The sequence below is a fragment of the Streptomyces changchenzhani genome, from assembly GCF_039766235.1.
Taxonomy (GTDB): domain Bacteria; phylum Actinomycetota; class Actinomycetes; order Streptomycetales; family Streptomycetaceae; genus Streptomyces.
Genome location: NZ_JBDHNH010000004.1, coordinates 330,732 through 354,799, shown reverse-complemented (window position 1 = coordinate 354,799; position 24,068 = coordinate 330,732). Strand labels below are relative to the sequence as shown.

Below are 24,068 nucleotides of genomic sequence, written 5' to 3'. Positions count from 1 at the left end.
CGAGCCGTCACTGGTCGCCCCGGGAGTAGACGTCCTTCATCCGGGCTTCCAGGGTGACCAGGCCGAGGTTGTCGGTCCAGCCGCGCTCGTAGCGGTAGAGCAGGCCGTAGTAGTCCGCGTGGCCCTCGTTGAGCCACAGGTCGGCCCAGGCGGCCGGTGAGACAAGGTTGCCGAACCAGGTGTGGACCAGCTCGTGCATCATGTGCGAGCCGATCAAGTGCTCTTTCTGGAGCAGGTAGTTCGGCTTGTAGATGGTGAGTGTCTGCGTCTCCAGGCCAGTGAAGTCGAAGGCGTCCGGAGCGTCGGTATTGGCGGGCAGGATGCCATAGGCCTCGAAGGGGTAGCGGCCCAGGTGCTGTTCCAGCCAAGTGAGGTGATGGGGCGTCAGGGCGAGGGCGGGTTCCAGCGCGGCGGCCCTGGCGGTCGGTACGACGTCACGCAGCCGCATGCCACTCGGTCCCGGTCGCTCGACGATCTGGTAGTCACCGACGGTGACTTGGATGACCTCGGTCGCGATCGGGTCGGACGAGCGGTACGTGACGGTGGTGGTGCCGTCGGTGTGCGGCTTCGTGGAGATCAATGTGCCGCTGGCGACAGCTGTCAGCTCGCTCGGCGCGGTGATGCGGAAGGTGAAGTCCGCCTTGTCGGTGGGGTGGTCGTTGCACGGGAAGATGTTGCGCGCCAGGTCGGGTTGCGGGGCGACCGCGAACCCGTCGAGGGTCGGGACCCACCCGTTGTAGGGCGCCTTCAGCTTGCGCGGGTCGGCGGTGTAGGTGACCCGTACGACCAACTGCGAGCGATCCGGGACGCAGAACGGCGGAGTGACGACGAGCTTCTCGGCAAGCTGCTCGAAGACCGCCTCACGGCCGCCCACCCACACGCCGTGGACCTCGGGGCCGAGGAGGTCCAGGGAGAAGCGGGAAAGGTCCTGTGTGGCCGTCGCGGTGATCGTCGCGATCGCGTCGACCAGCTTCACATCGGCGCGGTAGGTGAAGTTGAGGTGGTAGAAGGAGACCTGGTATCCGGTGTTGCCGAGCACCGGGTATACCGGATCGCCGAGGCTGTCTCCACCTGGCGTGCCGCCGCGTCTCGTGCGCTGTGGCTGCGCGCTGCCCAGGGCCTGGGCGGGTGAGGAGGAGAAGGCAAGTGCTGCTGTTCCGAGGAGCGCTGCTGCCGGCGCTGTCACTCGAGTGCGGTATCGCATGTTCGCCTTTCAGATGGTTCATGAGAGCAAGGGACGTCCCACTGGCACTGAGCATTCTCGGCGACACACGGTTCCGCCGGGACGTGTGTCGGGTTGGCCAACCCTCTTCTACGACACTGCCCGTTCCACCCGCTACCTCCATGCCGTCGCCCGGGGTAAGAAGCGCTTCCCGCCGCAGAATGTCGACGAACTGCGGCGTCTCCTCGAAGAGGACCTGAGGCTGAACCGGGCAGAGATGCCCGGGAGCTACCGGAAGGCCTACGACGAGATCAGCCGTGGCCTCGACGTTCCCTCGAACGTGACCACCACCGCATCTGCATCTGTTACGGCGCGCCCCCGCGCGCCAGATTGTCCACGGACAGCGGGCCGTCCGGGTGAGCGGACTTTTCAGGTCCCTTTGGGCGGACAGTTGATCTCCTCTGTCCGGTATTACTTTTCGTCCCCCAGGTGGGGGTTCGTGCGGGGCCTCGATGTCAGTGGTGGCTGCGATGCTGCTGGCATGATCCCTTGGAACCTGCTCGACCTTGACCGTGCCTTGCGTGCCAGCTGGGCGGCTGACACCTGTTCACCCGACGATCTCGCTCGTGCCGGCTGGCAGCCGGAAAACCCGGCCTGGGGCCACTGTGACATCACGGCCTTGATCGTCAATGACATCTTCGGTGGCGACCTTATGGCTGGCGAGGTGCATTTCAAGGGGGTCCAGCACGGCTTCCACATGTGGAACCGACTGCCCGGCGGCATCGAAATGGACCTGACGCGCGAGCAGTTCCAGCGAGGCCAGACTGTCACCGAGGGCCGTGTCGTCGAGCGCCCACCGGGTCCCCTGCGCCGCTGGGACGAGTACCTTCTCCTGCGCAAGCGGGTCACCGGGCACCTCGGGTATCTGCCGGAGCCTGCCGCGTGAGTTGCCCGGAGATCATCCCGGCTGGTTCAGTGGGACGACGCCCTGGCCGGTGGTGGCCTGGGTCAGCCGCAGCGAAGATCCCTCGGTGAGAACGATGTGCGCGTGGTGCAGGAGCCTGTCGACGGCGGCGGTGGCCAGCGTTTTGGGCATGATCGAGTCGAAACCTGACGGGTGCAGGTTCGAGGTAACGATCACGGACCGGCGTTCGTAGGCGGCGTCGATGACGCGGTAGAACGCTTCGGCGGCGGCTTGTCCCGAGGGCAGCATGCCGATGTCGTCGACGACGATGAGGTCGCATCGGGTGATCTTCGCGACGGCCTTGGAGACGGTGTTGTCCACGGTCGCCCGCCCGAGGTGGGCGGTGAGTGATTCGAGGGTGAACCAGCAGACCTTCATGCCCTCGTCGATCGCCTTGTTCGCCAGGGCTTCCGCCAGGTGACTTTTGCCCGTGCCGGACGGCCCCGCGCAGGCCAAGTTCTCCGCGCGGGTGATCCATTCCAGCGTCATCAGGGCCTGCTGGGTCGGGGCCGGGATCGAGGAGTCGGCCTCGCGCCAGGATTCGAAGGTCTTGCCCGATGGGAGCTGGGCCTGCTGGCGGTGGTTGCGGCGGGTCGCTTCGTCACGACCCTTGATCTCTTCCTCCAGCAGGATTCGCACGACCTCGGCCGGGATCGGTGGCGGCGCCGGGGACGCGGGAACGGGCGAGGGAGCCGGAACCACCTAGGGCGGATCAGCAACAACGGTCGTGGTCATAATCAACTTCCTTTCCGTAGCGAACGGTTCGTGCTGGCCCCCTCCCGGGCCGCAAAGCGGCTCGGGAGGGGAGGATCAGGTGGCCTTGCGGCCGAAGTCGGACCAGGCGGAGGTGCCTGGCTGGACGGAATGGGCCTCGTCCGCGAGGACGAGGTCGGCGGTCCCTCCGGAAATGGGTTGGTTCGCTGCCAGGCAACACCGAGCCAACTCCCGGAGGGATCACCTGTTCGGAATCGACACGAATGGGTCCGCGGAAAGGGAGATCAGCTGTCCGCAGATCAGGATCCGACTTGTCCGCCTACAAGGATCTTGAGCTGTCCGCTCTCACAGATCCAGCGCGACCGGCTCAGGGGCGATGCGTAAACCCTGAGGCGGAGGGCGCGGGCAGGCCGGCCGACAGGTGGGCGCAGGCGCGACCCTCGCTGGGGCAGGAGAGGCTGGTTGTGCCTGGGGACGGCTTCTATGCTGCGTGCGTACAGAAGTGCGCAGCGGGGGGGCGTGCGACGTGCGTGGCAATGGAGGCGGCGGAGCGTGGGGTCCGTATCCGGGACCGGGGCAGCCGTACCGCCGCTGCTGGCCACCGCGCTGGTGTGGGAGCTCGCGATCATCGACTTGTTCGCCGGCTCCTACGAAGCAGTCCCGTTCGGCACCCGGCTGCTGTTCACCCTGGGCGCCCCGATCTCCGTCACCGCGGTCACCCTGTGGGAGATCCGCCGCCTGCGCACCCGCCACGGCATCACCCTGCGCAGCGCCCTGTGGCGCCGATCCGGCCGCTTGCCCTCCCCCTTCAGAGAGGGCGAGGAGTCAATCCTGGAATCGCGCTACTGCGGCCCTGACCTCGATGTCGTAGCCTCCGTCGGCTTCCGCGGCGTGGAACTGGGGAACCTGGAGCAGACTCCTCTGCACCTGGTAAGCGCCCAGGCCGGTGTCTCCCTGGCTCGGCGCCCTCTCTCCTCGCTCCTCAGCGCCGGGGGTGGGTACGTCGCCTTCGGGGGCCGACCGGTCCGCTTGCGCGGAGAGCCAGGGCGCAACAGCCTCCACACAGTCGTTGCTCAGCATCGAGGAAGCGGCGATGAGCCCGCTCACCGCGCTCACCCCCAACGTCCCGGTGAAGCGGCCCGATTTGATGAGGAGACGCGGCCGGCCACGGCCTTTCGCCCATGCGTGGGAGCGTCCGGCGGCAGGAGGGCGTTGGGCGCCAGACTGCTGTGCCTCGGACGTATCGTCCGGCCATTGTGCTGTGCCTGGTCTGTGTGTGTGCACGCCCGTTTGGGCCGGGGGGCCGGCCGGACTCTGCCAGGGGCCAAGGTGGGCGCCGACGTTGTGGTCCATGTCCGTGTCCCGGGTGACCATGGACAATGGCAGGGGTATGCCCTGTTCCCCCGACACTTCGTTCGCGGCCTGCGTCTTGGTCGGGTCCGCACCCCGTGCCCACAGTGGCTCCACGGCAACAGCCTCTCTGGCCGGCTGCCGCGCCCACTCGGTTCGGGAGGAGCCGGCATCCTCCAGAACGACTCCCGTCTCCTGCGACGCGAGCGGAGGCCGGGACGCGAAAGGGCTCAGAAGGTCGGCGGTCGCGTCCATGTGCGGTGTGCGCGGGGAGCGGCCGAACCAGGACGCCCTCTCGGCCCCTGCCTGTTCCTGAGCCGCATCCGGTAGACCTGGGACACTCTCGCGGAGCTCGGTACGGGCAGCATCCAGGGAATCCAACAGCTGCTGGAACGACTCCGTGATCGAAGAATCCGCTGCGGGCGCCCGACGCGGAGCTCGCTGAGGTACAGCACCGTCGATACTCACCATCAATCCTCCTCAACCGACTTTTCCGGGATATCCAGGAGCGGGCGGACGGAGAGCATCCGTCCGTGGACGGACAAGCATCAGAGAGACGAAGCACGGATTCCGACCGGCCCCGCCCGGGCCGCTCGGATCCGGATGAGCTGCTGATCCATACGCACGGCAGGGGAACTTGTCTCAAGTGGGTCTTGAGACCCACAGCACAATCCGGCGTCCGGCCCGGCACCGCTCAGGGTCTCCGCCAGTCTCCCGGCCTGCGTTCGGGCGCGCCGGGAGAGGGGCGATCACGCCCGCGGATATCCGTACTGGACGAGAACTGTCAAGCCGCTCGGGAGGCACCGCTTTAATGATCAAAGCTATGTCGGGTTAGCATATGAGCGCCCCCTAGCTCGAAAGATGAACCTGTGACTGTCAATGACGACTCGTTCACCAACTGGAAAAACCGCGAGGAGATCGCGGAGTCGATGATTCCCATCATCGGCAAGTTGCACCGGGAGCGGGACGTCACCGTCCTGCTCCACAGCCGCTCCTTGGTGAACAAGTCAGTGGTCAGCATCCTCAAGACCCACCGCTTCGCCCGGCAGATCGCCGGTGTGGAACTCTCGGTCACCGAGACACTGCCGTTCGTGCAGGCACTCACCACACTCGATCTCGGCCCTTCCCAGATCGACATCGGCATGCTCGCCGCGACGTACAGGACCGATGACCGCGGTCTCTCGGTGCAGGAGTTCACCGCCGGAGCCGTCGTCGGCGCGACGGGTGCCAACAAGATCGACCGCCGCGAGCCGCGCGACGTCGTCCTCTACGGCTTCGGCCGCATCGGCCGCCTCCTCGCCCGTCTGCTCATCGAGAAGGCCGGCTCCGGCAACGGGCTGCGCCTGCGCGCCATCGTCGTCCGCAAGGGCGCCGGCCAGGACATCGTCAAGCGCGCCTCGTTGCTGCGCCGTGACTCCATCCATGGCCAGTTCCAGGGCACGATCACCGTCGACGAGGCGAACAGCAAGATCATCGCCAACGGCAACGAGATCAAGGTGATCTACTCCGACGACCCGACGGCGGTGGACTACACGGCGTACGGCATCAAGGACGCCATCCTCATCGACAACACCGGCAGGTGGCGCGACCGCGAAGGCCTGTCGAAGCACCTGCGCCCCGGCATCGCCAAGGTCGTCCTGACCGCGCCGGGCAAGGGCGACGTCCCCAACATCGTGCATGGTGTCAACCACGACACCATCAAGCCGGACGAGCAGATCCTGTCCTGCGCGTCCTGCACCACCAACGCGATCGTCCCGCCGCTGAAGGCGATGGCGGACGAGTACGGCGTCCTGCGCGGTCACGTGGAGACCATCCACTCGTTCACCAATGACCAGAACCTGCTGGACAACTACCACGAGTCCGACCGCCGCGGCCGCTCGGCGCCCCTCAACATGGTCATCACCGAGACCGGTGCGGCCTCCGCCGTCGCCAAGGCGCTGCCCGACCTCAAGGCCAGGATCACCGGCAGCTCGATCCGCGTCCCGGTCCCGAACGTCTCGATCGCGATCCTCAATCTGCGGCTCGCGCGCGAAACCACTCGCGAGGAGGTTCTCGACTACCTCCGCCACGTGTCGCTGGCCTCGCCGCTCAAGCGCCAGATCGACTTCATCAGCGCCCCCGACGCGGTTTCGAGCGACTTCATCGGCTCGCGCCACGCCTCGATCGTCGACGCCGGTGCCACCAAGGTCGAGGGCGACGACGCGATCCTCTACCTGTGGTACGACAACGAGTTCGGCTACTCCAGCCAGGTCGTCCGCGTTGTTCAGCACGTATCCGGGGTGGAGTACCCGACCTACCCGGCCCCGGTGGTCTGAGCCGGGCACACCGTCGGATCGGGTGACCTGCCAGGCAACACGGCCCGGCGGATCACCTGCCTGGCCAGGGTGATCCTCTGCGCGCCCCGCGTGGGCGCCACGGCAATCGGGTCGGCGGCAGCTGTGCGGATCACTCACCGTCGGTGGCGTGGACCTGAGCGTACGAGGCTGCGCCGATCCGCTGTCAGCCGATCCTGGCGCCGTACACGTGCTCGACCGTCATCGCCATGAGCACCCGGCGGTCGGCCACCATCGCCGACCGGTACTCGTCCCAGTCGGGGTGCTCCCCGGCGGCGGTGCGGTAGTAGTCCACCAGGGACTCGACCTCGGGACCGTGGGGGTCGGTTCCCGGCCCGGTGAGTGTCGCTGTGCCCTCGGCGGTCGCCCATGCCAAGCCGTCGGGGCCGGTGACCTCCAGCGTGGCTCGTGGGTCCCGGCGCAGATTCGCCGTCTTGGCACGTCCCTCGGTCATCGATACGTAGATGACACCGGCCTCGGGGTCGTAGAAGGGCATGACGGGGGACAGTTGGGGGCGGCCGTCCGACTTGATCGTTGCCAGGACGCCGAGCCGGCTCTCCGCGAGCAGTGTGCGTGGGTCGAATGGTGTGAGGGTCATGTCGAGTACCAAGTCGCCACCGGGTGCGGACTATTCCCGGCGATGCGCTGCCGACGGCCGGTCATGGCCGCACCCCTGAAGGTTTGGCGCGGAGCAGGGCGATCCCCGGCAGGAAGCCGTTTGACGCGGTGCGGTTCGTGGACCGCACCGCGCCCCCATGGAGTCGCGGCTGTCCGGACAGTTTCGCCCGGCTTCGTGACCTTCGGGTCGGCCCCGACCGGTCGACGGTCACCACGGTGGGTGCCGCCGTACACGTACCTGTCAGGCGTTGGGGTCGAAGGGGATGTTCGCCGGCTTGGCCTTGGCGAGATGGGAGTTGAAGCTGCCGTCCCTGATGCCGAGCTGGGCACTGCCGAAGTCCGCCGATGTCAGCTTGTCGCGGAGGCCCGCGGGATAGCCTTCCCAGCCGACCAGCGTGGGGTACTGCCAGGCGCCCTTGTGGTTCTCCGGAGGCTCGTCGTTGGAGCCCGCGACACGGAAGGTGTGCGTGCTCACGCCGTCCTTGTGGTAGACGATCTTGGCGTGGGTTCCGTCGAAGCGGATGTTGGAACGGTTGTGAACGGTGAATCCTCCGTGGGCGGACGTCGAGACGTACTCGACCTGGTTGTTCTGCACCCACACCACGACGTGTTCCCAGTCGTGCCGGTGTCCGAGGCTTCCGCCGCCCAGAGACACCTGATCCTTCTCGAAGTAGAGGGCGTACACGATGGCGCACCACCCGTTGTTGCACTTCTCGCGGGAGTAGCCGTTGGTGTTGTTCAGGTCGGAGAGGTCGCGGCAGCTGCCGTTGACGTCTCCACCGAGCTTCAGTCCCTCGGCGATGGCACCGTTGGGGCCGACGGCGGGGGTGGAGTAACACCCGTCCTTGTCATAGTCGAAGGTAGGCTGGAACGTCTGCTCCAGGCCATTCGCGTTGCCGGGCAGGGCTTGCGGCGGGGCGGCGAAGGCCGTGCCGGGTACGGCGATGACCAGTGCGAAAGCCGCACTGAAGCCTGTGAGCAACCTCCTGCGTATCCGCTTCGACCGACCGCTCCTCGCGGGCGCGCCGCTCGTCGGAGTGGAGGAGCGCATGTGCTGACCGAAGGGCTTCAACGACCGTTTCTTGTACACAGCATCCTCTGGGTCGGTCCGGGCCGGCAGGCAGCCCTACTTGGCATGTCCGCCACATGCTTCCCCGCGGGCTTCCCAAAGAGGCGTTGGACAGATGTAACTCTGGTGAAGATCGGTCCAACACCGACAACACCGCTACCGGCAGGGGGCCTTGGCGTGGCGAGGGTGGTGAGGGCGGTGAATAGGACGCACCGTGCGCGTCGCTCCAGGAAGGCCGTCCGGCACGGTCACATACATGCCGAACCGGCACGGGCGCAGTCCGGCGAACGGGATTTCCCAGCACGGTTTCGGCGCCGTGATCGCGCCGGCCGCGTCAAGATCGTCCTACTGGTGCCGGACCATGGGCCCGGCGACGCATCAGACGTGCGCGAGCAACCGGTCCAGAGGGCGCGGCAGGCGCGCGAGATCCAAGTCGTTGACGAGCGCGCGGGCGTAGTGCGCCTTCCGGCCGCTGATGGTTCCCATGAAACGCTGAAGTTGCTGCTCAACGGTTCGTTCCCGCTGCGCGGGTTGGCGCTGGAAGGTCCGGAAGGTCCGCAGATCCCCCTGGCCGTCGAAGACCTCTTGAACCCGGGCGGTACCCAGCGCCCGGATCAACTCGTCCTCAAGGTCCGCCTCGCACACATAGAAACCGAGCGACTCCATATCGGCGCGGGTGATACGGGAGCCGAGACCGGCCCGCTCCAGGCCGCGCCGGAAGTGGTGCTCCTCCCCGACGTCACACAGGCCCGCCAGTCCCACGTCGAGCCCTTCGGGGCCGACCAGGTTCAGGAATCTTCCGATGCTTGTCGCACCCCCGAGCGGTACGACCGCGATGCCCTCGGCGGCAAGGTTTCGGTGCTGGCGCTCAGCCAGCGCTTCGAGCGCCGCCTGGTCGCTGACCCCTTCGACGAGTACGACCGTACGCAACCCGGCGTCGGCGGCCAGTTCGCGTGCGGCTGCGGCCGCGGTCGTCGCTGAGACACCTCGGCCGTCGGCCGCCCACTCGATAACCGCCGACCGGAAGCGCTTCGTCTTTTCCACCGGCCCAGTGTCACACCTCCTCCCTCGCCCATCCGGCGAGGTGAGGCTGTGCGGGCCGGTGACCGGCGACATCGCTCAACCGCGTGTGGGACAGATGCGACAGGTCGGACTTCGACCAGGCGCTACCGTTCCACACCATGGCCATGGCCCGTCCCTGCGACGGCCCGGCGCGGCCCTTCTCCCCGACGGCTCAGGCCAGTTGGGGCCCGGCAGCGGCGATTCGGCGCAGCTGCGCGGCCGGGGTACTGCCGGGCGCCGGCACGGCCTGCCAGCTCTGCGTACGGGGTGCGCGCGCGTCGGCCCGGAGCGCGCCCGCACTCGTACCCGTACCCGTACCCGTACCCGTACCCGTACCCGTACCCGTACCCGTACCCGTACCCGTACCGAGCGTGATCCCCGAAAGGGCGCCGATCGTACTTCCCGCGAATCGCCTTCTTCGCCCTGCTGGACCCCTTCACGCGGGTGGCAATATGGCGCTCAGCCACTCAGCCACTCAGCCGCTTTGGCACCTCCGAGCCCGTACTTTCCGTCGGCGGTCCGTCAGGTCGCTGCGCTGGGGTGTGGTGATGGCGAAAGGTGCGCCGGTAGGTGTCCGGGGGCACGCCGAGGGCGCGGTGGAAGTGTCGGCGCAAAGTGGCAGCGGTGCCCATGCCGGTGCGGGTGGCGATCTGTTCGATGCTGTCGTTGGTGGTTTCGAGGAGTTCCTGGGCGCGGTGGATGCGCTGGGTGTGCAGCCAGCGCAGGGGAGTGACGCCGGTTGTGGCGGTGAATCGCCGGGTCAGATTGCGGGTGCTCATGTTCGCCTGGCGGGCCAGGTCGGGTACGGTCAGCGGCTGCTGGAGCCGCTCACCCACCCAGTGCTGCAGGGCGGCGAGCGCGTGACCTGCGTCGGCGGCTTCCGGGACCACGGCGAACTGGGCCTGGCCGCCGGCGCGGTGGGCAGGGAGTACCAGGCGGCGGGCCAGCGCGTTGGCGACCGCCGCGCCGTGGTCGGCGGTGACGATGTGCAGGCACAGATCCATCCCGGCGGCCTTGCCGGCCGAGGTCAGCACCGTTCCCTCGTCGACGTAGAGAACGCCCGGGTCGACCTGGACGAGGGGATAGCGGGCTGCGAGTGCGGCAGTGTGCTCCCAGTGCGTCGTGGCGCGGCGGCCGTCCAGCACCCCGGCGGCGGCCAGCACGAACGCGCCGGTGCACAGCGATACGAGCCGGGCGCCGCGATCATGGGCCGCGCGCACGGCGTCCACCAAGTCGGCCGACAGGTCGGCCTCGATGTCACCGCAGGCCGGGACGATGACGGTGTCCGCGTCCGCGAGGACATCGAGCCCGTGGGGTGTGTCGATGCGCAGCCAGTCGCCGAGCCGGGCCTGGCGCGGGCCGCAGACGCGGAAGTCGTACCAAGGATCGGCCAGGCCGCGGTCGACACCGAACACCTCGCACGCCGCGGCGGCCTCGAACAGCAGGGCCCCGTCGTAGAGCGCCAGCACTACAGATGTCATGTCCGAAAGTGTACGCATCTCGTCGTTTCAGCCACTCGAAGTCGGAGGTCACAGCAGTGATCATGGCTGCATGGACAGACAACACCAGGTCATCGCGGTCTTCGGCGCCTACGGACACACTGCCGCCTTCGTCCTTGACGAACTGCGCCAGCGCGGCTTCATGCCTCTCCTTGTCGGCCGGGACGCCGTCAAGCTGCACTCCACCGCCCAGACACACCCGGGAGCACAGGTCCGCGTCGCGTCCGTCGCGGATCCCACGTCCTTGGATGGCGCGCTTTCAGGCGCGGCGGCGGTGATCAACTGTGCCGGCCCTTTCGCCGACACCGTATCGCCCGTGGTCGAGGCCGCGCTGCGCGCCGGTATCCCCTATCTGGACGTGGCCGCGGAGCAGGCGGTCACCCTGGAGACGTTCCAGCAGCACGACCAACAGGCTCGCGACGCCGGAGTGGTGGTTGCCCCGTCGATGGCGTTCTACGGCGGGCTTGGCGATTTGCTGGCCGGCGCGGCGATGGGCGACTGGCCGGCCGCGGACGACATCACTGTCGCGATCGCCCTCGACAGCTGGCATCCGACGCAAGGCACCCGCAAGACCGTGCAGCGCAACGCCGGCCAGCACCTGGTCTTCACCGGCAACAGGCTCACCCCGCCCACAGGCCCAGCGCAGACCGACACCTGGCAGTTCCCGCCCCCGCTGGGCGATCAGGAGGTTGTCGAGCTGTCCACGGCCGACCAGGTCACCATCTCCCGCCACCTGCGGGTACCGGAGATCCGCGTCTTCATCAATCAGACGCCGCTGCGCGATCTGAGCGACCCCACGACGCCCCCGCCCACGCCGGCCGACGCCGGCGGACGCTCGGCGCAGACCTTCGTCGTCGAGGTGGTCGCGCGCCGGGCCGGTGCGCAGCGCCGCGCGACAGCGTCCGGCCGTGACATCTACGCCGTCACCGCACCCATCGTTGTGGAAGCGGCGGCACGCGTCCTCGACGGCCGGGTCAGCAGGGCCGGGGTCGGCGCCGCGGGCGAGCTCTTCGACGCCTCGGACTTCCTGCGGGCGCTCGATCCCGCGCACCTGACGTTCACCGCACCCGACCACGGGCGGACGGGCGGCAACTGACGGCCCTCTCGTACGAGTTGGGAGGCACACTCAGGCGGGGGGCTTCCGCCGACCGCACGGCGGCCCCCGGCCCCCAGCGCTTCCATACGTCACGTCCAGGGCTCCGCCGTCCCGTACTGCCCGGGCCCCGGACCCGGCCCGGGCTCGCGACCGTCGGACGAGGTGCCCCCGAACACGGCCAACCCGAAGCCCAGCACGGCGAACAAGAGCCCCATGCAGGTGAAGACGACCAGCGTCCCCCCGCCCAGGCGGGCGGGCGACAAGCACAACTTCCACATCGGCATCCGGCTTCCCCAGAAGGGGGTTGGAGCGTCGCCCCAGTGGGGCGGCGATGCTCCGGACGCAGGACCATCGAAACTGTCGGTGCCAGAACGTGACCGCAGCGTACTCGCCCGTGGCGGTGGTTGTCCGCCACTGAATCTTGTGGCAATTCCGCAACGCACACAGGCTCTTCACATCGCGCCTGTTCATGCGAAGATTCCGTCCCCCGGTCCGTGCGCAGACCAGGGTGACAAGGGAGAGTCTTCGTGAAGAGATCGACGTTCAGGGCCACTGTCGGCGGCGTGTTGGCGGTCGCAGCCGCGGCTGTCGTGCTGCCCACCACAGCGGGCGCCTCGTGGTACGAGCCTGCCGCTCCGACCGCCACCGGCACGGTCGACCGTGCCACCACCGAGTCCTTCGGCCGGCTTGCCGATGCTGTGCTGACGGACCGCACGTCGGCCCTGCTGGACAACCGGCAGACCCTGCGGTCGACGCCGCCCGCCGAGCGTCACGTCCACCTGTCCTCCGGCCTGTTCCGGTCGGAGGACGGCGCCCGGTCCTCCTTGCGCGACCGCAAGGAGCGGCTCCGTGATCTGGGTGAGGCGTACAGCGCCGCCGACACCAAGGTGACGGTGAACAACACCAAGGTGCGCAACGACAAGGCCACGGTCCGGGTGACCGAGACGACCACGCTCACCTACAAGAAAATACGTGGCAACGAGCCGCGTACCACCGGACTCCAGGCCCACCACGAGCTCACCTTCGCCCAGGCCGCAGGCGGCACCTGGGCGCTGACCGGCATCCGCTCCACCGACACCGGCCTGGCGGCGGTCAACGCACCGCTGAAGGCACCGAAGGTCAAGACGTCTGCCGCCGGCGATCTGCCGGTCGCCACCAAAGCCGCCACCGGGCGGCCCCCGCGGGTGCCGCCGGCGAAGCCGACGACGAACCCCAACGGCTACAACTACGCGGCCATGGCGGCGTACTCGGAGAAGTACTGGAGGAACTACAACCCCGCCTATCCGTCGTACGACGGTGCCGGCGCCGGCGGTGACTGCACCAACTTCGTCAGCCAGGCGCTGAAGGCGGGCGGCTGGAAGCACGCGCCCGGCTCGTGGGACGACTACCGCAAGTGGTGGAGCGACCCGACCCTCGGCAACACCCTCTCCTGGGTGGGCGTCAACGAGTGGTCCTGGTTCGCCCTCTCAAGCAAGCGGACGACCAACCTCTCCAACGTCTGGGAGATGGGTGTCGGCGACGTACTCCAGGTGGACTTCGACCGGAACGGTTCGAAGGACCACACCATGATGGTCTCGTACCGGAACCAGTCGGGTACGCCGTACCTGACGTACCACTCCAACAACACCTACCGGAAGTCGGTAGCGAGTCTCGTCGCGTCCTACCCGACCGCGAACTACTACGCCTACCGCACCTGACAGGTCGCGGGTCTCGCACCCGCGACCTGTCGGCCTCCGGCCGTGCACCCGGATCCGTCGAGCGCCACCCGGCCCTTGACGGATCCGGACGTGTGCCTCGGGACTGCGCGTCCGGGGACCGGGGCCGGCCTGCGGCACACGACGCCGCTCCGGCCCCGAGGGCAACCGGAGCGGCGTGGCAGGTGCAAGGTGCGGGCCCGTGGGTCAGCCTCGGCGACTTCCGCCGATGCCCGTGATTTCCATCCAAGCGGTGGACCCGCGCTCGTCACCGAATGTGGCGTGCTCAGATACGGGAAACCCTGGGCGGGGCCGAGCCTGCCGCCCCGGCCACCGGCCAAGCGCCGGCGGAAGTCGAGCGTGCTCTCGGTCAATCCCCGCAGTAGATCCTGGACCGCCACGTGCAGGACTGCTCACGCGCGGAGTTTGACGGGCTGGAGGAGTGCGAAGACTGAATATGCCGGTACTCGCCGGCGAAGACGACTCCAGTAGGTGCCCGGGGCGCCTCACCACCCCGATCGCCAGGTTCTGATCAGCAACCGTCGAATTGGAGAGCCGTGACCGAGGAGCCGCTGCGCAGCGCCCCCGTAGGGGCCCGTCCCCCGGGTTTCCTTCCCGCCTGGGCTGCCCCTGAGGAGCCGTAGATGGACCCCGTATCCGCAACCGGGCTTCTCCTGCTGATCGCCGCAGAACCGGAGCTGCTCGCCGCGGCACCGACCGATGCGAGCGGGAGCGAGCTGACCGACCGCGTCCGCGACGAGGAACATTCATGCCTCGGCTGCGGCGCGCCGGCCGTCTGCGCCGTGATCGTCAATTCCTCCACGGCGGGACCGCGCTGGCTCGACCTGTGCTCAGGCTGCTGGTTCACCGTACGACTCGCCAACGACTCCCCGGAGTGGCCACCGGGCTGATCCGACCGACACGCCCGAGACCTGACCCGGTGGATCTGTGCGTCGGCCATGAGCAGGTCAAAATACGCCCCTCGCCGACTCTCGCTCCGCGAGGAATTCATCAAGCAGCGCGAAGAGCACCTTGATGACTCTCTCTTCCTGCCCCGGCGTCAGCCGGCGATGATCCCAGCCATGAGGGAGGGCGATGTGGCGCACCAGGCCCCACCAGACGTGGTTGCAGTCGCTGCCGCGGCGGAGCACCAGCCACTCGCGCCAGCCATCAAGTCCTGGACCGCCGTGGCGCCGAGCGTGAGCGTCGTACCCGTCCACATACGCTTGTACGGCGACGAGCGAAATCCGCTCAAGATACATGCCCTGCCGCTTGGCAAGGTTGGCCCAGTACTCACGCTCGCTCATGCCTATGAGATCCACGCGCCAATCATCCCGTCCCTCGTCGCCCTCTCTGCCAGCCTTGGGTGAGACATCCCGCTTTGTCGGGTTAGCCTGAGAGGGCATCGACAGGAGTTCCACCCTTATGACCAGCACGAAGCCGTCCGGATCGGATCCGGCAGCGAAGCCGAAGCGCCGCAGTTTCAGTCCCGAGTACAAGCTGCGGATCGTGGCCGAGTACGACGCCGCGGCCAAGAACGAGAAGGGCTCGGTCCTGCGCCGCGAGCGGCTGTACCACTCGCACATCAAGGAGTGGCGGGCCGCCCGGGATGCCGGGGCCCTGGAGAAGCTGGCCGACAGGCGCACCGGCCCGGCGAGGCCGAAGAGGTCGCCCGCCGAGGTGGAGAACGAGAAACTGCGCCGCCAAGTGGAACGGCTGGAGAAGGAACTGGCCCGCAACAAGGCCGCGTTGGAGGTCATGGGAAAAGCTTCCGCGCTCTTGGAAATGATCTCCGAGAGCGCGGACTGACCCAGAACGCCGCCCCGGTCCTCGACGACGCCTTCGCCGGTGTCGAGCCCGCACTGGGTATCACCACCGCGTGCCGGCTGACCGGACGCTCGCGGGCCACCCACTACCGCAGGCTGCGGCCCGCAGCCGAGCGGAAACCGAGGAAGCCGCAGGTCCAGCCCTCGGCCCTGAGCGCGCCGGAGCGATCTGCGGTACTGGAGCTGATGAACCGCGAGGAGTACGCCGAACTCCCGCCCGCCCAGATCTGGGCCCGTGAGCTGGATGCCGGGCGCTACCGCTGCTCCGTCTCCACGATGTACCGGATCCTGCGCGAAAAGGGCCAGAGCGGCGAGCGCCGCCGACAGGCCACCCACCCTGCCAAGGCGGTGCCCGAACTCCTCGCCACCGCCCCCTCGCAGGTGTTCACCTGGGACATCACCAAGGCCGCCGGACCCGAGAAGGGCATCTGGTACCACGCCTACGTGATCATCGACATCTACTCCCGCTATATCGTCGGCCACACTGTCGAGAAGGCCGAATCGGCCGAGCGGGCCGAGGAGTTGATCCGCGAGACCATCACCCGCAACGGCATCGTGCCCGAGACCGTGCACGCGGACCGCGGGACCTCGATGACCAGCAAGAAGGTCTCCCAGATGCTGATCGACCTCGGAGTGACCCGGTCGCACTCGCGGCCCAAGGTCTCCAACGACAACCCCTACAGCGAGGCCCAGTTCAAGACCACGAAGTACATGTCGGACTACCCCGACCGCTTCGATTCCCTGGCCCATGCCCGCGAGTGGTTCGACACGTTCATCGCGTACTACAACCACGAACACCGCCACTCCGGCATCGGCTGGCACACCCCGGCCTCCGTCCACTTCGGGACCGCCGAGGAGGTCCGCGACCAACGAGCCGTCACTCTCGCCCAGGCATACGCCCGCCACCCCGAACGCTTCGCCCGCCGCCCCCGACCACCCCGAATACCCGAGAAAGCCTGGATCAACGACCCGGCCAAGCGCCGCGAACCCGCACCACAAACCTCATAGCGTCCCGACCGTCTCACTGGACTTGAAATCTTCCGTCGCGACCGGATGACCGCAGCTCAATCGGCCCAGTTCAATCCACCCCGCGCCGCTGCGGCGCGGGGGCGGGGGCGGCCCTGATTCTCAATCCCGCGCTACAGGGGATTGAAGGACTCTGGCGGTGAAGGCTGCCAAGTGTGCCCGCATCCGCTCACGGGTCATCCCCTTCGCGCCGACGAGGTGTTCGACGAGGTCGGCGCGTGTGGCGGCGAGCAGAGCATGCGCAATGAAATCGCTGTGAGTGAGTCCGGGGATCTGCTCCAGCGCAGCCTGGAGCGTGCTGTGCCACCGCTCGTAGTGGTCTGCCTCATATGGGCTGTCACTGCCGGTCCCCTCCAGCGCCAGGGCGAGGTGGCGGTTGTCGAGCTTGAAGCACAGGACGGCGTCGAGGAGCGCGGGTACGCGTTGGAGTGGCGGGGTGGTGGGGCCCAGAGGTGGCGCCCCCTCTTCGGTAGCGATCCTGATCGGCGCGAGCCGCGTCTCGTACAGCGCGTGGATCAGGCCGGTGCGGTCACCGAATCCGCGGAACAGTGTCGCCTTACCGACGCCGGCTGCCGCCGCGATGTCGGCCATGGTGACCGTCCCCGGGCTCGCGCGACCGGCGAAGAGCTTGTCGGCGGCGGCGAGGACGGCCTCTCGGTTACGAGCGGCGTCCGCGCGCGGCTTGCGTTCGGGCATACGACTCCTCCTTGCAAAACGGACCGGGGGTCCGTATCGTCAATCGGGTGAAGCGGACCCAGGGTCCGTATCCTACGGGACGGAGTAATCCATGACCACGAACACCACATCGGCAGACTTGTACCGCCACGGCCTGCAACTGCTGCTGGAGAAGAACATCCCCGCCTGGGTCGAGCTGTGGGACGAGGACGGCGTCCTTGAGTTCCCCTTCGCGCCGGACGGCTGGCCCAAGCGCCTGGAGGGCAAGGCGGCGGTCGCCGAGTACATGAGCGGCTACCTCGACCACATAGACCTGCACGACTTCCCGCACGTCGAGATTCACCAGACAGTCACCCCGGGGACCATCGTGGTCGAGATGCGCGGCGTGGGCCTGCTGGTGGAGACCGGCAGCCCCTTCGACATGTCCTACATCGCCGTTGTCACCGTCAAGAACGGCCGCATCACCGGCTACCGCGACTACTGGAACCCGCTCGCCGTGCAGAACCCCGCCACCAACTTCGCAGGGAGCAACTGATGAACGACTCGCAGAAGTTCACCTTGGTCATCGGCGCCACCGGCACCACAGGCAGCCGAGTCGCCGCCCAACTGGCCGCCGCGGGGCGGCGCGTCAAGGCCGCTGGCCGGCACGCCACCCCCGTCGACGGCGCCCATGCAGTGCGGTTCGACTGGGACGACCCCAGCTCCTTCGAAGGCGCCCTCGAAGGCGCCCTCGAAGGCGTGGACCGTGTCTATCTCATCCCCCCGATCGGCTCTTCGGACCCGGCAGCGGTCATGCTGCCCTTCCTCCGGCAGGCCCGCTCCGCGGGAGTGCACCGCGCGGTGCTGCTCAGCTCGTCGGCGATCCCCGTCGGCGGCCCCGCAGTGGGGCAGGTTCATCAGGCACTGCCCGACCTGTTCCCCCAGTGGGCGGTGCTGCGGCCCTCATGGTTCATGCAGAACTTCACCGGCGACCACGCGCACGCCCAGACCGTACGAGCGGACGGGACCATCCGGACGGCAACCGGCAAGGGCCGCGTGGGGTTCGTGGACGCCGATGACATCGCCGCCGTCGCCGTGCGCGCGCTGACCGACGAACAGGCCCCGAACACCGACCTGCTCCTCACCGGTCCGCAAGCACTGAGCTACGACGACATCGCCGCCATCCTCACCCGGATCACCGGCCGGACCATTACCCACCACCGACTGACCCACGAGCAGATGCGCCAACGCCTGGCCCTCGACATTCCCGCCCAGTTCGCCGCGATGCTCGCCGACATGGACCACACCATCGCCGGAGGCGCCGAGGACCGCACCACCGACACCGTCCAGCGCCTCACCGGCCGCGCGCCGCGCAGCTTCCGTGCTTTCGCGGAACAGGAGCTGCGTCCGCGGGGACGCGCTGGCACGAACTGATCGGCGCCGAGGATCCGCTCCTCTACCGCAACGACGACACCCCGGCCGTCGACGGCGTCTGGGACGAACACCCGCAGGAGGGCCCAGCCCCTGCCGATGTGGCCCGCACCCTGATCTCCGTACTGTCCGCTGAGCGCTGCTGGTACGGCCTGTGGGACGGCTACGGCCACTACGACTGGAACGACGTCCCTGTCTTCCTCACGCCCGGCCGCGACGAGATCCTCCTCGCCGGTCCTCTCGACGATGCCGACTCGCCCGCGCAAGGCACCCGGGAGGTGCCGGTCGAGATCCCCGACCTGTGGTGGCCACAGGATCGCGCCTGGTGTGTGGGCGGCGACGTGGACCTGGTGAGCACCTACGTCGGCGGTTCCGCGGCCTGCGTCACCGACCTCCTCGCGCACCTGGGCCTGGAGGCATACGCGGTCGTCGAAGCGTCCACGGTCAACTGATACGCGGCAGCTTCAAGCCCATTGGCGGTTACGTCGAGGGTGCGCAATCCGGAGCCGACGCTCACCGCATCTCCCCCACCCCCGAACGCACCGAGGGCCCCGACCGGATGCACTGGTCGGGGCCCTCAACGCTGTCTCGCCTCAGCTGAGACTTTCTTCCGGTTACACCGGTGTCGGCGCGCCGAGCAGGGCCGAAGCCGCCTCAAGCGGAGCCGGCTCAGCCACGGGGGCAGCACTGGCGGCAGCGCGGCAGGTGAAGCCGAGACGGGTCAGCGCCCTGGTCACTTCACTGGCAGTGAAGTCGCGGCGGTCCTGCCGGGTGATGACTTCCCCCACCTGCTTGACGGGGTAGTGCCGACGGCCGATGATCACGGACTCGCCCTCGATGGGTTCGGGCTTGATGCCCTTCATCGACTCCTGCACGCCGGCCTTGACCAGATCGAAGGGGAAACGGGCGATGACGCAGCGCATAATGCCTCAGCAGGGTTGAGAGGACGGGCAAAGGGGTGCCGGCCGATGGGGGCCCGACAACTGACGGTAGTCCTACACGGCCGCTGCCAGAAGGGGCTACGGCCAGGAGGTTCCGGGCACCGCCCGGATATTCGAGTCCGTACGCCGTGTCCGAGCGGGACGACGGCGTCGGCGTGACAACACTGCCCGACTCAACGACACGGGCCGTACGGCCGTCACGACGCAGGTGGTTCTTGCGATCACCGGGCGGATCGGCGTTCGCCACCAGGTGGAGATCGTCGATGTGCATGGCGCGTGCCGCGGCATCGACCGCCACCGGCACAGCCGCATGACCGGTCTTGAACTGGGCCGGAGTCCGGCCGCGCCGCGACTGGGACTTGCCACCGTGCAGCACGGCAGCTCGTGCGCCGCTGCTCAGCGGGCACATCTCAGGTCCGCGAAGGCGTCGTTCGTGCGAGCTGTGCGGTTCACGCAGAACCCTCCTCGATACGGCACGTACCAAGGAAGTACCGGCGCGATCGGACAGCGCGGGGATCCACAGGAACGAGCCGAAGTGAAGATGAAATCGCAGCCGGGCCGACGGGTCCATCTGGGGCCGGGTGCGTCGAGAAATGATCGACATGCCCGAACATGGGCCGGGTTGCCGGATCACGGGGGCTCGGGCGGACCTACGTGCCGGAGCCATCGGCGGAGCGCCCGCCATACGGTGGGGCAACCAGCGCACAGTCAACCGGCGTCGCTCGCGCAACGTACACGACGCGGTAGGCAGACAGACGCTGGGAAAAGCAACGAGCTGGGGACCGCACCCCAAGGTGCGGGCCCCAGCTCCGTCGTACGCTTCAGCGTCAGGCGGGAACGATGTTCTCCGCCTGCGGGCCCTTCTGGCCCTGCGTGACGTCGAAGTTCACCTTCTGGCCCTCCTGCAGCTCGCGGAAGCCCTGGGCTGCGATGTTCGAGTAGTGGGCGAAGACGTCAGCGCCGCCGCCCTCCTGCTCGATGAAGCCGAAACCCTTTTCCGCGTTGAACCACTTCACGGTGCCAGTAGCCATGTCATATCTCCTTCGGGGCAATGCCCAGGGCTCGCACTGTGCGAGCCTCGAGTTGCCGCAATGATCGCCCCGACCGGAAACCAACTCCGGCACACAAAAATGCACCTACTGGCATATCGGGCCAGTAAATGCACTTGAAGTCTTTGGGAACCACAACTGCAACTGAGATCAACAGTAGCACGGGGAATGGGTCGAGTGTGGAAAGTGACACCACTCCTTCCGACAGTACATAAACCTTCACCGCGCATTTCGCTAATTTCTGTGCCTGCCACAATAGGTATTCACTTGCGTGGACCGCAGCGTCTGGCCGCCCAGCCAGGTCTGCCCAGCGGTCCACCCGGCGGTTCAGTAGCCGGGCATGGATGCACGGACGGTGAGTCCCCCGCCGGGGTTGGGGGTCAGGGTCAGGTCGCCGTGGTGGACGCTGACGATGCTCGCGACAATGGCCAGGCCCAGCCCGTGCCCTGCGGGGTTTTTGTCGGCCACGCGGCCCTTGCCGCGCAGGAACGGCTCGGTGAGGTCGCCGACCGTGTCGGGCAGGAGTGTTCCGGTGTTGCTGACGGTCAGCACACCGCGGCTGGGACGTGCGGGGTCGGGCCCGGTGGTGCCGGGTGATGGCCGACACCGCAAGGAGTTGGGGATTTCGTACATGGACAGTCTCGTGATCGACGAAAGTTTCGTTCGAGCCCTTCTCTATGAGCAACACCCGGACCTCGCCGAACTGAGCCTTCGACAGGTAGCCGGTGGATGGGACAACCAACTGTGGCGCCTCGGCGACGACTTGGCCGTACGCCTGCCTCGCACGCCCCGCGCCCCGTCACTGCTGCGCCAAGAGCAGAAGTGGCTGCCCGTCCTGGCGCCGCGCCTCCCGCTCCCCGTACCGACTCCCGTGCGCATCGGTGAACCGTCCACACGCTTCCCGACGCCCTGGAGCATCGCGACATGGGTTCCCGGCGAACCGGGCGACCGTGCTCCGATCCTTCGAGCTCAGCACGCGGCCGACAGTCTGGCGGGGTTCCTCAGGGCTCTCCATCGGGAGGCGCCCGCGGATGCACCGGCCAATCCCCATCGCGGTGTTCCCCTCGAAACGCTCGCGCAGGAATTTGATCACCGGCTCCAGGCCATTGCCTCCAGCGGTGTCGCCGCCGACGTGCAAGGCATCTGGGACGAGGCCGTATCGGCTCCCGAGTGGGGAGGCCCGCCCGTATGGCTTCACGGTGACCTGCATCCCGCCAATGTCGTCGTCTCGGGCGGAACGCTCGCAGGCGTGATCGACTTCGGTGAACTCTGTGCCGGTGATCCGGCGACGGATCTCGCGGCCGCGTGGCTGCTTCTTCCGGCAGGCGCGGCCTCCCGATTCTTCGACGCATACGCATACGGAGACGGAGACGTGGGCGCGGATACGGATGCGGATACGGGCCACGATGTGGGCGCGAGCCCGGCGCCGGACCAGCACTTGCACCTGGACGCGGCGATGATCCGGCGCGCGCGGGGATGGGCCGTCGTGCGTGCGGTTTCCCTCATCGGGATTGGGCAGGCCTGGGAACGGGGTCTCCCCGGTGGCCAACCCACCTGGGGGCTCGCAGGCCAAACGGCCCTCGACCGAGTGCTGGCACCTCACGCAAACAGGTGATCACCCGACGCGCGACCGTTCCGTTCCTGGCGCATCCGGCAGTCGTCAGGTGGCGTGCCGTGCCGTGCCTGCGGCCCTACGCCACTGAGGAGGCCAGCCAAGAGGCGACGGCCGCCGCGATCGGCTGGCCGGTCTCCAACTCGATGAAGCCGAACTGGCCCCCCTGATTGCACTCCAGGAACCACCACACCCCTTCGGCGTCCTCGGCGAAGTCGAAAGCTCCGTAGGCGAGACCGGCGAGGCTGGTGTACTCGTGGACGGCCCGGCTGATCCGGTGCGACACCGCGACAGCCTCCCAGACGTGGTCGGTGTCCCCGTAACGCCCGTCCACCTGGCCGGACGCGGCGATCTTCCGAGCGGCGAACAGGGTCCCGCCGACAAACGTCAGCCGGATGTCCGCCCGTTTGGCGATGTACTCCTGGAGGAGCGTGGGGGCGGCCGCGACACCGGCGAAGTCCGTCTCAGGGCCGATGCGGGTGGTGGGCAGGATGACCGGAGGGTCTCCGGGCGGCGGGCCGGAGGCTGACTTCACCACAACGTCCCGATACTGCGCCGCGAACTCGCGGGCCACCCGCGGGAAAGTGGTGACGAGCGTGGCGGGCACCGCGAAGCCGCTGCGGTGGGCGATACGCAACTGCCATGGCTTGCAGCGTGCTTGCGTGGCCATGGACGGGTGGTTCATCCAACGGGCCTCGGTGGAGAGCAGCATCCCGTACAGGGCCTGCCCGGTCTCGCGTGTGAGCCAGGGCGAGGCCTCGGGAGCATGTGCGGCGGGCTCGCCCGGCCTGCGTACCCATATAGAGCGCAGGCTGTCCATGCTCAGCAGACGGCCGTCCGTCGCGAGATAACCGTGAAGGTCCCCCTTGAGGTACTCGGCCGACAGATCGGCCTCATCGGGGAGATCCGCGGGATCGAAGCGCAACAGGGGGACATCCCGCTCATGCAACCCGGCCACCACCATGTCCGCCGTCACATCCTGACGGCAGGTCAGGATCAGCACAGTCATCGCTGTCCCTGCCGTTCAGTCGTCGAAGTGTGTCTTGGAACCGGCGGTGGACGTGGTGGTTCCGGTCGCCCGAAGCACCGCCCGGTCCGTGATGGCGGGACGCCCGTCGAACAGGACGTTCATCTGCAGGTAGGAGTCGTAGGTGTACGGAATGTCGCCCGCGGGATTCTCAGCCGGAAGTGCGTACTTCAACACGAACGGTCGCATGACTCTCCTCAGCGCACCGTGGGAACCTTTGCCCCACGCGTAGCAGTACGTAGCAAACAGGTAAAGGTTTCGACACGTTCCGTCACCTGACCTCCTCCGGAGGTGAAGACCGTCACATCGACTCCCCCCTCCGGTCGCAGAACCGTCCCGGAACCCCCGGTCCGGCGTGAGGCTCCGATCGCGGTGCATGCATAACGGAAGAGGATCGATCGCACGTGCCCCAGGCAGTCCGCCGGAGGTGATCTGCGCAACGTTCTGGAGGCGGACACCTCACCGAAGCCGGGGCCACCACCGCTCTTCTCCCCCTGCACAGACCGCTGAAGGGCGGTCCATGCCCGCCGCGCGCCGCCGGGGACATCTCTGTCTGCACCTGACAGATCACCGAAGAACGGGCAGGATCAACTGTCATGAGTACTGCAGAGATATCCGAGCATCCGCCGATCTACGACCGCTTGATACAGGAGCGCGGCGACATCCCTGCCGAGACCCGCGAGGCGGCCGAGCAGGCCAAGCACCGGATGCAGCAGGCCTTGGACTGGAGCAGCGTGCACCCTGCAATGCGGGAGAGCGGGGACGGGCGCTCCTTCTCCGCCTTCGGCTGAGACGCTCGATGGAACATTGACGCCTACCGACGCGGTAACGGCGTCCTACACAGCTGGGAACCCGCCCGGCTCGCCCAGGCCCCCCGAGGCTCTGGTCGAGCCGGGCGACGCTGTTTGCGGCCCGACGGCTCGTGGCACGTCCCCGTCCCC

26 protein-coding genes and 1 pseudogene are annotated in these 24,068 nt (G+C 67.9%); 12 read left to right on the top strand and 15 right to left on the bottom strand.

Going from position 1 to position 24,068, the window contains the following annotated elements:
• Window positions 1-7 precede the first annotated feature (7 nt).
• Window positions 8-1,186: a M1 family aminopeptidase gene (locus ABCR94_RS15915; RefSeq protein ID WP_347119950.1), complete on the bottom strand. Its 1,179-nt coding sequence runs from the start codon at window positions 1,184-1,186 to the stop codon at window positions 8-10.
• Window positions 1,187-1,703: 517 nt separating this feature from the next.
• Between ABCR94_RS15915 and ABCR94_RS15910 the strand changes: the two genes are divergently transcribed.
• A complete protein-coding gene (locus tag ABCR94_RS15910) occupies window positions 1,704-2,108 on the top strand; it encodes a YunG family protein (protein WP_347120150.1) in 405 nt (134 codons plus the stop codon).
• A gap of 12 nt (window positions 2,109-2,120) precedes the next feature.
• Here the strand turns inward: ABCR94_RS15910 and istB are convergent, their stop codons facing one another.
• A complete protein-coding gene (istB, locus tag ABCR94_RS15905) occupies window positions 2,121-2,765 on the bottom strand; it encodes an IS21-like element helper ATPase IstB (protein ID WP_347119949.1) in 645 nt (214 codons plus the stop codon).
• A 900-nt stretch (window positions 2,766-3,665) separates the two neighbouring features.
• A complete protein-coding gene (locus ABCR94_RS15900) occupies window positions 3,666-3,947 on the bottom strand; it encodes a hypothetical protein (protein WP_347119948.1) in 282 nt (93 codons plus the stop codon).
• Window positions 3,948-5,059: 1,112 nt separating this feature from the next.
• Between ABCR94_RS15900 and ABCR94_RS15895 the strand changes: the two genes are divergently transcribed.
• A complete protein-coding gene (locus ABCR94_RS15895; protein ID WP_347119947.1) occupies window positions 5,060-6,505 on the top strand; it encodes a glyceraldehyde-3-phosphate dehydrogenase in 1,446 nt (481 codons plus the stop codon).
• 184 nt (window positions 6,506-6,689) lie between these two features.
• On the opposite strand, the gene ABCR94_RS15890 is transcribed toward ABCR94_RS15895, so the two are convergent.
• The 4 genes from ABCR94_RS15890 to ABCR94_RS15875 all read right to left on the bottom strand — a co-directional run bounded on the left by ABCR94_RS15890 (window position 6,690) and on the right by ABCR94_RS15875 (window position 10,753).
• Complete coding sequence (locus tag ABCR94_RS15890; protein WP_347119946.1) at window positions 6,690-7,121, bottom strand: PPOX class F420-dependent oxidoreductase; 432 nt, start codon at window positions 7,119-7,121, stop codon at window positions 6,690-6,692.
• Between the two features lie 261 nt (window positions 7,122-7,382).
• Window positions 7,383-8,192: an NPP1 family protein gene (locus tag ABCR94_RS15885; protein ID WP_347119945.1), complete on the bottom strand. Its 810-nt coding sequence runs from the start codon at window positions 8,190-8,192 to the stop codon at window positions 7,383-7,385.
• Window positions 8,193-8,588: 396 nt separating this feature from the next.
• Entirely contained in the window at window positions 8,589-9,254 is a 666-nt protein-coding gene (locus ABCR94_RS15880) for a TOPRIM nucleotidyl transferase/hydrolase domain-containing protein (protein ID WP_521977065.1), read from the bottom strand.
• A 485-nt stretch (window positions 9,255-9,739) separates the two neighbouring features.
• Window positions 9,740-10,753 (bottom strand): helix-turn-helix domain-containing protein, encoded by a 1,014-nt coding sequence (locus ABCR94_RS15875; protein ID WP_347119944.1) that lies wholly within the window; start codon window positions 10,751-10,753, stop codon window positions 9,740-9,742.
• Window positions 10,754-10,823: 70 nt separating this feature from the next.
• Between ABCR94_RS15875 and ABCR94_RS15870 the strand changes: the two genes are divergently transcribed.
• The 3 genes from ABCR94_RS15870 to ABCR94_RS15860 all read left to right on the top strand — a co-directional run bounded on the left by ABCR94_RS15870 (window position 10,824) and on the right by ABCR94_RS15860 (window position 14,472).
• Window positions 10,824-11,867 carry a saccharopine dehydrogenase family protein gene (locus ABCR94_RS15870; protein WP_347119943.1) on the top strand — a complete coding sequence of 348 codons (1,044 nt, stop codon included), beginning with the start codon at window positions 10,824-10,826 and terminating at the stop codon, window positions 11,865-11,867.
• Between the two features lie 527 nt (window positions 11,868-12,394).
• A complete protein-coding gene (locus ABCR94_RS15865; RefSeq protein WP_347119942.1) occupies window positions 12,395-13,564 on the top strand; it encodes an amidase domain-containing protein in 1,170 nt (389 codons plus the stop codon).
• A 641-nt stretch (window positions 13,565-14,205) separates the two neighbouring features.
• A complete protein-coding gene (locus ABCR94_RS15860) occupies window positions 14,206-14,472 on the top strand; it encodes a hypothetical protein (protein ID WP_347119941.1) in 267 nt (88 codons plus the stop codon).
• Between the two features lie 57 nt (window positions 14,473-14,529).
• Here the strand turns inward: ABCR94_RS15860 and ABCR94_RS15855 are convergent, their stop codons facing one another.
• Window positions 14,530-14,868 carry a hypothetical protein gene (locus ABCR94_RS15855; protein WP_347119940.1) on the bottom strand — a complete coding sequence of 113 codons (339 nt, stop codon included), beginning with the start codon at window positions 14,866-14,868 and terminating at the stop codon, window positions 14,530-14,532.
• A 118-nt stretch (window positions 14,869-14,986) separates the two neighbouring features.
• Here ABCR94_RS15855 and ABCR94_RS15850 point away from each other — a divergent pair, with 118 nt between their 5' ends.
• Both ABCR94_RS15850 and ABCR94_RS15845 read left to right on the top strand, forming a co-directional pair.
• Complete coding sequence (locus ABCR94_RS15850) at window positions 14,987-15,370, top strand: hypothetical protein (protein WP_347118891.1); 384 nt, start codon at window positions 14,987-14,989, stop codon at window positions 15,368-15,370.
• Window positions 15,367-16,395 carry an IS3 family transposase gene (locus tag ABCR94_RS15845; protein ID WP_347119138.1) on the top strand — a complete coding sequence of 343 codons (1,029 nt, stop codon included), beginning with the start codon at window positions 15,367-15,369 and terminating at the stop codon, window positions 16,393-16,395. Before ABCR94_RS15850 ends, ABCR94_RS15845 begins: the two co-directional genes overlap by 4 nt.
• 120 nt (window positions 16,396-16,515) lie before the next feature.
• On the opposite strand, the gene ABCR94_RS15840 is transcribed toward ABCR94_RS15845, so the two are convergent.
• Entirely contained in the window at window positions 16,516-17,109 is a 594-nt protein-coding gene (locus ABCR94_RS15840) for a TetR/AcrR family transcriptional regulator (protein WP_347119939.1), read from the bottom strand.
• 91 nt (window positions 17,110-17,200) lie between these two features.
• On the opposite strand from ABCR94_RS15840, the gene ABCR94_RS15835 reads away from it, so the two are divergent.
• The 3 genes from ABCR94_RS15835 to ABCR94_RS15825 all read left to right on the top strand — a co-directional run bounded on the left by ABCR94_RS15835 (window position 17,201) and on the right by ABCR94_RS15825 (window position 18,950).
• Complete coding sequence (locus ABCR94_RS15835) at window positions 17,201-17,623, top strand: nuclear transport factor 2 family protein (protein ID WP_347119938.1); 423 nt, start codon at window positions 17,201-17,203, stop codon at window positions 17,621-17,623.
• On the top strand, window positions 17,623-18,501 hold the full coding sequence (locus ABCR94_RS15830) for an NmrA family NAD(P)-binding protein (protein WP_347119937.1): 879 nt from the start codon (window positions 17,623-17,625) through the stop codon (window positions 18,499-18,501). The genes ABCR94_RS15835 and ABCR94_RS15830 overlap by 1 nt, the downstream gene beginning before the upstream one ends.
• Before the next feature lie 98 nt (window positions 18,502-18,599).
• Window positions 18,600-18,950, top strand: coding sequence for a hypothetical protein (locus ABCR94_RS15825; protein ID WP_347119936.1), 351 nt, complete (start codon window positions 18,600-18,602; stop codon window positions 18,948-18,950).
• Window positions 18,951-19,112: 162 nt separating this feature from the next.
• On the opposite strand, the gene ABCR94_RS15820 is transcribed toward ABCR94_RS15825, so the two are convergent.
• The 4 genes and pseudogenes from ABCR94_RS15820 to ABCR94_RS15805 form a co-directional block, all read right to left on the bottom strand.
• The gene (locus ABCR94_RS15820) at window positions 19,113-19,421 is read right to left on the bottom strand and encodes an SCO5918 family protein (protein WP_347119935.1); all 309 of its coding nucleotides are present in this window, start codon (window positions 19,419-19,421) and stop codon (window positions 19,113-19,115) included.
• 256 nt (window positions 19,422-19,677) lie between these two features.
• Window positions 19,678-19,848 (bottom strand): annotated as a pseudogene (locus tag ABCR94_RS15815) (helicase-related protein); the annotation flags it as partial.
• 418 nt (window positions 19,849-20,266) lie between these two features.
• Window positions 20,267-20,470 carry a cold-shock protein gene (locus ABCR94_RS15810; RefSeq protein WP_006604711.1) on the bottom strand — a complete coding sequence of 68 codons (204 nt, stop codon included), beginning with the start codon at window positions 20,468-20,470 and terminating at the stop codon, window positions 20,267-20,269.
• Between the two features lie 345 nt (window positions 20,471-20,815).
• Window positions 20,816-21,040 (bottom strand): sensor histidine kinase, encoded by a 225-nt coding sequence (locus tag ABCR94_RS15805; RefSeq protein WP_347119934.1) that lies wholly within the window; start codon window positions 21,038-21,040, stop codon window positions 20,816-20,818.
• 79 nt (window positions 21,041-21,119) lie between these two features.
• Here ABCR94_RS15805 and ABCR94_RS15800 point away from each other — a divergent pair, with 79 nt between their 5' ends.
• Entirely contained in the window at window positions 21,120-22,103 is a 984-nt protein-coding gene (locus tag ABCR94_RS15800) for an aminoglycoside phosphotransferase family protein (protein WP_347120148.1), read from the top strand.
• Between the two features lie 76 nt (window positions 22,104-22,179).
• Here the strand turns inward: ABCR94_RS15800 and tgmB are convergent, their stop codons facing one another.
• Window positions 22,180-23,109 (bottom strand): ATP-grasp ribosomal peptide maturase, encoded by a 930-nt coding sequence (gene tgmB / locus ABCR94_RS15795; protein ID WP_347119933.1) that lies wholly within the window; start codon window positions 23,107-23,109, stop codon window positions 22,180-22,182.
• A gap of 15 nt (window positions 23,110-23,124) precedes the next feature.
• Entirely contained in the window at window positions 23,125-23,316 is a 192-nt protein-coding gene (gene tgmA / locus ABCR94_RS15790) for a putative ATP-grasp-modified RiPP (protein ID WP_347119932.1), read from the bottom strand.
• Between the two features lie 407 nt (window positions 23,317-23,723).
• On the opposite strand from tgmA, the gene ABCR94_RS15785 reads away from it, so the two are divergent.
• A complete protein-coding gene (locus ABCR94_RS15785; protein WP_347119931.1) occupies window positions 23,724-23,918 on the top strand; it encodes a hypothetical protein in 195 nt (64 codons plus the stop codon).
• Window positions 23,919-24,068: the final 150 nt, after the last annotated feature.